The sequence below is a fragment of the Okeania sp. genome (assembly GCF_035285525.1).
In the GTDB taxonomy this organism is placed as follows: domain Bacteria; phylum Cyanobacteriota; class Cyanobacteriia; order Cyanobacteriales; family Microcoleaceae; genus Trichodesmium.
The window spans coordinates 38,716-45,057 of record NZ_JAYKGW010000036.1; the positions used below are offsets into that span (position 1 = coordinate 38,716).

Consider the following 6,342-nt stretch of genomic DNA (forward strand, 5'->3'; position numbering starts at 1 on the left):
AGAAACCCGGTTTCTCCAAGAAACCGGGTTTCTTTGCGGTAAGTTCTGACAATATCAACATAAAAATTAAGGGGCGAGTTTAGGAAAATTATGACTGGAAATTTCAGATTTTCTAGAGAAACCCGCCCCTACAGAATATGAACATTAATATTGAAGGGCGAGTTTAGGAAAATTATGACTGGAAATTTCAGATTTTCTAGAGAAACCCGCCCCTACAGAATATGAATATTAAAATAATCCGCAGAGTTTCAAATTCTTAATTTTAATTATTAAAATTATAGACTGTTATTTCTCTAATTTAGAATTTAAAATTAATGACACGTTTAGCATTACTCAGTACATCTGATAAAACAGGTTTAATTGATTTAGCAAAAAGTTTAGTTACAGAATTTGACTATCACATAATTAGTAGTGGCGGTACTGCTAAAACTCTCAAAGATGCCGGAATTTCTGTTACTAAAGTTTCTGACTATACAGGTTTTCCAGAAATTTTAGGAGGCAGAGTTAAAACCTTACATCCTAAGATTCATGGAGGTATTTTAGCCAGAAAAGATTTACCTGAAGATATTGAAGAATTAAATGCTAATAATATTCGACCTATCGATTTAGTTGTAGTTAATTTATATCCTTTTCAACAAACAATTTCTCAACCAGGAGTTACCCTAGCAGAAGCAATTGAAAAAATTGATATTGGCGGTCCGGCAATGTTAAGAGCATCAGCTAAAAATTTTGCTCATCTAACAGTTTTATGTAATCCCAATCAATATAATTCTTATTTAGAAGAACTACGGAAAAATGAAGGAGAAGCATCCTTAGAATTTAGGCAAAAATGTGCATTAGCAGGATTCCAACATACCGCAACTTACGACCAGGCGATCGCTACTTATTTACAAGAACAAGAAACAGTTTCTGAGGGAGAAAATTCAGAATCAGAAATGTTTTTCTTATCAGGTAAGAAAGTTAAAACTTTGCGTTATGGAGAAAATCCTCATCAGTCTGCTACTTGGTATCAAACAGGAATTAATGCTAGTGGTTGGGCGAAAAGTAAAATTATTCAAGGTAAGGAATTAAGCTATAATAATTTAGTAGATTTAGAGGCAGCAAGACGAATTATTAGAGAATTTTCTGATGCTCCAACTGTGGCAATTCTTAAACATACAAATCCTTGTGGAGTAGCAGTTGATGAGAATCTTTTAAGTGCTTATGAAAAGGCTTTTGCTGGAGATTCGATTTCTGCTTTTGGGGGAATTGTGGCTTTAAATCAATCTATTGATGCAGCAACTGCTAAAGCAATGACTAAGACTTTTTTAGAATGTGTAGTTGCTCCTGGATGTGAACCAGAAGCAGAAGAAATTTTTCGGAAAAAATCTAAATTAAGAGTATTAATTTCACCAGATTTAAACGAGGGTGAAAAGGAAACTATTAAGGTAATTGCTGGTGGTTTTTTAGTACAAGATGCTGATGATCAAATAGATAATTCTGATGATTGGAAAGTTGTTACCGAAAAACAACCTACTGCTGAAGAAATGGATGAATTAATGTTTGCTTGGAAAGTGGTAAAACACGTTAAATCTAATGCTATTGTGGTGACAAAAAATAAAGCTACTATTGGTATTGGTGCTGGTCAAATGAATCGAGTTGGGGCAGTAAAAATAGCTTTAGAACAAGCAGGAGAAAAAGCTGTTGGTGGAGTATTAGCTAGTGATGCTTTTTTCCCTTTTGATGATTCGGTAAGAACAGCAGCAGCAGCAGGAATAACTGCAATTATTCAACCAGGTGGTAGTTTAAAAGATAAAGATTCTATTGCTGCAGCAAATGAGTTAGGTTTGGTGATGATACTAACTGGAATGCGTCATTTTTTACATTAGCAATTTTGTTAGCATTAAGCATTCAACAGTCAGCTATCAGCTATTTTTTATTCACAGGACTTACGCAAAGGCACTATATATAGAGTCTAGGTGCATTACGCTACCGCTTTTCATGTCGCGCAGCGTTTCGGCCCTTGAGCCGACATATAAAGCAGAGCTTTGCGGAACGCAAAACACACCCTAAATATAGCGTTCATGCGTAAGTCCTGATTCACTCATTCAGGACTTATGCAAAGGTACTATAGTCATTCTGATGTAGATTGAGACAAGATTTTCTTGCTGTCAAAGGGTTTTCGCTGAAAAAGTGTTCCATTCTTATTCGGAATGACTATATATATATAGTCAAAAAACTATTGCGTATGGGGTAGCACCATATCTAGGGTTGCTCCGTAAGTCCTGTCATTATTACATTATAAAAATCCTATTTGAGGTCGTAATTCTGTCAGGTATAAACGGGCCAAATGCCTGCACTACAAGTGAAATATATCGCGACTTACCCTGACAAACCCAGAAACCCGGTTTCTTCAAGAAACCGGGTTTATTTATGTAAGTGCAATGTCGGTTCAGTTGTTCCCCTTAGGGTTGCGCAGCATGGCGCATAGCTTACTTCTCCGCAGGAATAACCCAACAATAATAAAGCTTTGTTGGGTAGAACGACAGTGAAACCCAACCTAATCGAAAAAAGCTTTTATTGCTTCTTCAAAACTAATATTATCAGGACTTACGCAAAGACACTAGATATAGAGTATCGGTGGGTTACGAGATACGCTTTCCATGCCGCGTAGCGTTTCGGCGCTTGAGCCGACATATAAAGCGGAGCTTTGTGGAACGCAAAACGCACCCTACGGATAGCGTTAATGCGTAAGTCCTAACCATATTTTTCTAGATTAATTTAAGCTTTATTGCTATCCCAGTCAAACTCAACCCCTTGTAGTTGATAGAAAATATTCATAGATTCATTCTATTGTTTTTTTCGGCGAGATACTTTTGGCATTTATGGAAGAAAGCAATCTCAGGGGTGGTGGTAAATTTCTTGCTATCATCGCCACAACGATTTTTCAGTCAGGTACATTAATCCCAGGCAAGATGCCTGCACTACAAATGAAATATATCGCGATTTAGGCTAACAAACCCAGAAACCGGGTTTCTTCAAGAAACCCGGTTTCTTTATGTAAGTTCTGTCAATAATGATTACCTACTTTTCTATGGTGTACCGCAGGCAAAGCATCTAGATCGCTAACTCGCCCATTATCAACAGTTGCATAAATAATCCAATGGTCGCTTGCTTCCATGCGACTGGCAACTTCACATTCTAAATAAGCTAAGGCATCACTCAAAATCGGACTACCATTGTTAGCAGTTTGAGTATTCACTCCGGCAAAACGGTCTGCACCAGGTGCAAAACGTTTCAGAAAATGTCGCATCAATTTTTGATAATTATCTTCCCGCAATACATTTAAGACAAAGCGATCGCCTACTTGCATTAGTGCTTCAATAGCGCGGTCTTTTGCTACTGCGATCGAAACTCCAAAAGGTTGGAAACTAGCTTGCACTACCCAAGATGCTAACATCGCACTACTAACCTCACCTTTAGTAGCAGTAATAATATACAAACCCCCGCTCAAACGACCTAAAGCTTTATCTAAGTCACTATCAAGAGATTTCATTTGTTTGATCGTTTCTTTGAGACTCAAAAGTTGTCCTGCATCTGTTCCCGCTTCTTCACATAATTTGTAAGTTAATTCTGAGGGCGTTTCTTTGATTAAAATATTAGGAAATGCTTGCTTCAGACCTAATTCTTTAAACCGGTTTGCCAAAGGATAAACAGATAAGTCATCCCCACCACCTGATTCAAATAAACCAAATGCTTGCTTTTTATCCGCTGCTGCCAAAATAGTGCTGATAGCTATTTCCGCATTGGTAGCTACCGAACCTGTGCTGGGTGGCGCTCCAATGATAATTGCTTTAGCCATTTCTACCAGTTCTCTTGCTTCTTGAGGGTCAGCAGATTTTAAATCCATCATTTCTACAGCGACTCCGGTTTTGATGATACCGTGAGAGATTGCTTGGGAGAGGCGATCGCTATAACCATAATCAGAGGTATAAAATACAGCAACTGTTGTCTCTGCTTTACTTTTAGCTTTACTCCACTCTTCATAACGATTGGTTAATTCTACTAAGTTATGGCGCAAAAGCGGACCATGACCTGTGGCAATAGTATTGATCTCTCCCAGTGCTTTCATTTTTTTCATAGCATTTAAGACTGAACGAGCATTGGGACCCATTAAACATTCATAATAAAATTTATAATCTGCTTCTATCTCACTCAGATTTTCATCATAAGTCTTGTCTGAGCAATAGTGCATTCCAAAAGCATCACAAGTAAATAGAATTTGGGTTTGGCGATCATAGCTAAATATTGTATCAGGCCAGTGCAAATTGGGAGCAGAAACAAATTCAAAAACGTGACCATTACCTAAATCTAATTGGTCTCCATTTTTGACAATTTGCTTATTAAATGGTATATGAGTTAAATTTTCTAAAAATTGAATTGCTACTTTTGACCCAACTACGGTGGCCTGGGGAGCAAGTTCAATTATATCTTTAACTAAACCACTATGATCGGGTTCAGTATGACTAATAATCAGGTAATCAATTTCTGCTGGTTTGATTATACCCCATAAGGTATCTAGGTATAACTGGCGAAACTTGGCATGGGATGTATCGACCAGAGCGGTCTTCTCTCCTAGCACAATATACGAGTTATATGTGGTACCATTCTGAAGACCAAATTCGATATCAAAGCGATCGCGGTCCCAATCAAGGGAACGAATGGCCATTGTATCAGGGGCAATTTTATTTTTCTCTATTGTGAGTCTATTTTTGACTTTATCTATTATTGCTACCATGAGAGACCTCTTTCTAAAATGATTACTTTGATCAGGACTTAGGCAAAGGCACTATATAAGGAGTATGGGTGCGTTGTGCGTTGTACACTTTTCATGTCGCGTAGCGAAACACACCCTACCAATAGCGTTTATAGCTTTAGTCCTATTTATTTGGTTTTTAATCAACTGTCAGCTTTTATAGCGCTACGGACTAAGGAATAGGGAACAAAAGAATTGGTAAATCTACCTTTAATTTTAAATTCTCAATTTCAAGTCCTACTGATGGCTAAATGCTGACTGCTTCTTTAACATTTTTACACAATTTAACTATAAGTTTTTTATAGAAAAGTTTATTAAAAAGTTTAGAATATCAAATTAGACTAAATTTTTTTGATTTTATCAAAGATATATTTCTCAAATTGTGATACGATCATTCAAGTTTGCTACTATCCAAATGGCAGAAAGGGGGGAAACAATGAAACACCGATTAGCCACCGTTGGAGGTTTAACAACGGCCTTAATGTTGGGGACTGTAATTCTGCCATCTCAGGCACAAACTTGTTATGGATATGGTTCTGAGAAAGCAAATTATGAAACTAGAAATTTTAAGATTGATATTTGCGAAACCCAGAAAGGTGAGTATTTACTGATTACTCAACCCAAAAATGGAACTGAGCGAGATTGGTTGATAGTTGGTAATGCGACACAAAGAGGTAGTTCATGGGAAGCTTACGATCCAGTACAAGGGACTGAATATATTATTGGTCCCAAACAATATCGTGTAGATTCAATAACACGAAATGACCTGACTGAGCGTGTAATTTATTACCAATCGAAAGGAAAAATTAAGTCAAGAAATTGTTATGTACTTAGACCAAATGGACTCTATATTTTTGAGAGAGGTAATTCGGGAAGTCCTAAAGTTGGAATAGTACAAAATGGTCAAAGGATAAAAGTTACGGGAAATGAACAAATTGGCAATGGGACTCAAAGATTTATAGAAGTGGTTAGTCCATATCCAGGATATGTAGTTTCTAGGGATAGTAATGGGAGGTATATTTCAAGTTGTTCACCAATTTAGGTATGGAGGGAACACAGAAGGTGGGAACAGGGAACAGAAAAGAGAGGTTTATATAATTTATGGAGATATCTAATATATAGTTAGTATTTAGGTTTAGTTAAAACTTTACCTGCTAATAGACTTTTCCAAACATCAAAAACAAAATCTCTGATCCATAAATTATCAATTTTAGGGAATAGGGAACAGAAAAGAGAGGTTTATATAATTTATGGAGATATCTAATATATAGTTAGTATTTAGGTTTAGTTAAAACTTTACAAACAAAATCTCTTATAATATAAATTATCAATTATTATTTCCTATTAGGAAATAGAGAACACTTAACTGGGAACAGGGAGCAGGAAAGAGAGGTTTATATATTTATATATAGGACTTAGGCACGAACGCTATTGGTAGGGTGCGTTTTGCGTTCCGCAAAGCTCCGCTTTATATGTCGGCTCAAGCGCCGAAACGCTGCGCGACATGAAAAGCGCACAACGCACAACGCACCAATACTCTATATATA

At 36.8% G+C, this 6,342-nt stretch carries 3 protein-coding genes; 2 read left to right on the forward strand and 1 reads right to left on the reverse strand.

The window, feature by feature from the left end:
- Window positions 1-314: 314 nt before the first annotated feature.
- On the forward strand, window positions 315-1,868 hold the full coding sequence (purH, locus tag VKJ25_RS03820) for a bifunctional phosphoribosylaminoimidazolecarboxamide formyltransferase/IMP cyclohydrolase (protein WP_324235300.1): 1,554 nt from the start codon (window positions 315-317) through the stop codon (window positions 1,866-1,868).
- 1,181 nt (window positions 1,869-3,049) lie between these two features.
- On the opposite strand, the gene VKJ25_RS03825 is transcribed toward purH, so the two are convergent.
- Window positions 3,050-4,777 (reverse strand): diflavin flavoprotein, encoded by a 1,728-nt coding sequence (locus VKJ25_RS03825; RefSeq protein ID WP_324235301.1) that lies wholly within the window; start codon window positions 4,775-4,777, stop codon window positions 3,050-3,052.
- Between the two features lie 400 nt (window positions 4,778-5,177).
- Here VKJ25_RS03825 and VKJ25_RS03830 point away from each other — a divergent pair, with 400 nt between their 5' ends.
- Window positions 5,178-5,837: a hypothetical protein gene (locus VKJ25_RS03830; RefSeq protein WP_324235302.1), complete on the forward strand. Its 660-nt coding sequence runs from the start codon at window positions 5,178-5,180 to the stop codon at window positions 5,835-5,837.
- The last annotated feature ends 505 nt before the right edge of the window (window positions 5,838-6,342 follow it).

Coding starts and splice junctions, on each gene's coding strand:
- purH (WP_324235300.1), top strand. CDS start 315: ATGACACGTTTAGCATTACTCAGTACATCTGATAAAACAGGTTTAATT.
- VKJ25_RS03825 (WP_324235301.1), bottom strand. CDS start 4,777: ATGGTAGCAATAATAGATAAAGTCAAAAATAGACTCACAATAGAGAAA.